Source organism: Marinobacter sp. UBA2498 (genome assembly GCF_002341575.1).
GTDB lineage: Bacteria > Pseudomonadota > Gammaproteobacteria > Pseudomonadales > Oleiphilaceae > Marinobacter > Marinobacter manganoxydans.
Window position 1 is genome coordinate 53872 of record NZ_DDOI01000059.1, and the last position, 730, is coordinate 54601.

At 57.1% G+C, this 730-nt stretch carries 1 protein-coding gene; it reads left to right on the forward strand.

From position 1 onward, the window contains the following. On the forward strand, positions 1–708 hold a 708-nt coding region (locus B2W52_RS07470; RefSeq protein ID WP_286802210.1), incomplete at its 5' end, for a PHA/PHB synthase family protein. Positions 709–730: the final 22 nt, after the last annotated feature.

A 730-nucleotide genomic window follows, 5' to 3' on the forward strand; every position in this document is an offset into this window, starting at 1 on the left:
CCTGGCGGAATCGGTGTCTTCATTAACGACCACTCGATCCGGGGTATTGAGAAAATGCTGGAGCGCAAGGGCTACCTGGACGGCCGCGCTATGGCGTTCACGTTTAACCTGTTGAGAGAAAACGAGCTGTTCTGGTCGTTCTGGACCAATAACTACCTTAAAGGCCAGAAGCCCGCGGCTTTTGACCTGCTCTACTGGAACACCGATGGCACCAACCTGCCAGCGCGAATGCACAGTTACTATCTGCGACAGATGTACCTGAATAATCGTCTGGTGAAGCCAGATTCCCTGAATCTGCTCGGCGAGTCCATCAACCTGTCCGAAATCGATGTACCCTCTTTTTTCCTTTCCGCCAGACAGGATCACATCGCCAAATGGAAAACCACCTACAAAGGGGCGCTGGCCCACGGCGGTGATGTCCGCTTTGTGCTCTCCGGCTCCGGCCATATCGCTGGCGTGATCAACCCGCCCTACAAGGAAAAGTACGGCTACTGGACCAATGACACCCTGGTGCCGGATGCAGACGCCTGGTTCGAGAAGTCCGAACACCATCCGGGATCCTGGTGGCCTCACTGGCTCGAGTGGATTGCCCGTTTCTCAGACGGCGACGTGCCGGCTCGCATCCCCGGCGAAGGGAAACTTCCTGCGATTGAGGACGCACCCGGCAGCTACGTCAAAGTCAAAGCTGCGGAGGCCGTGAAGCAGTAGACCTCTGCGTGGCCCGCATTCC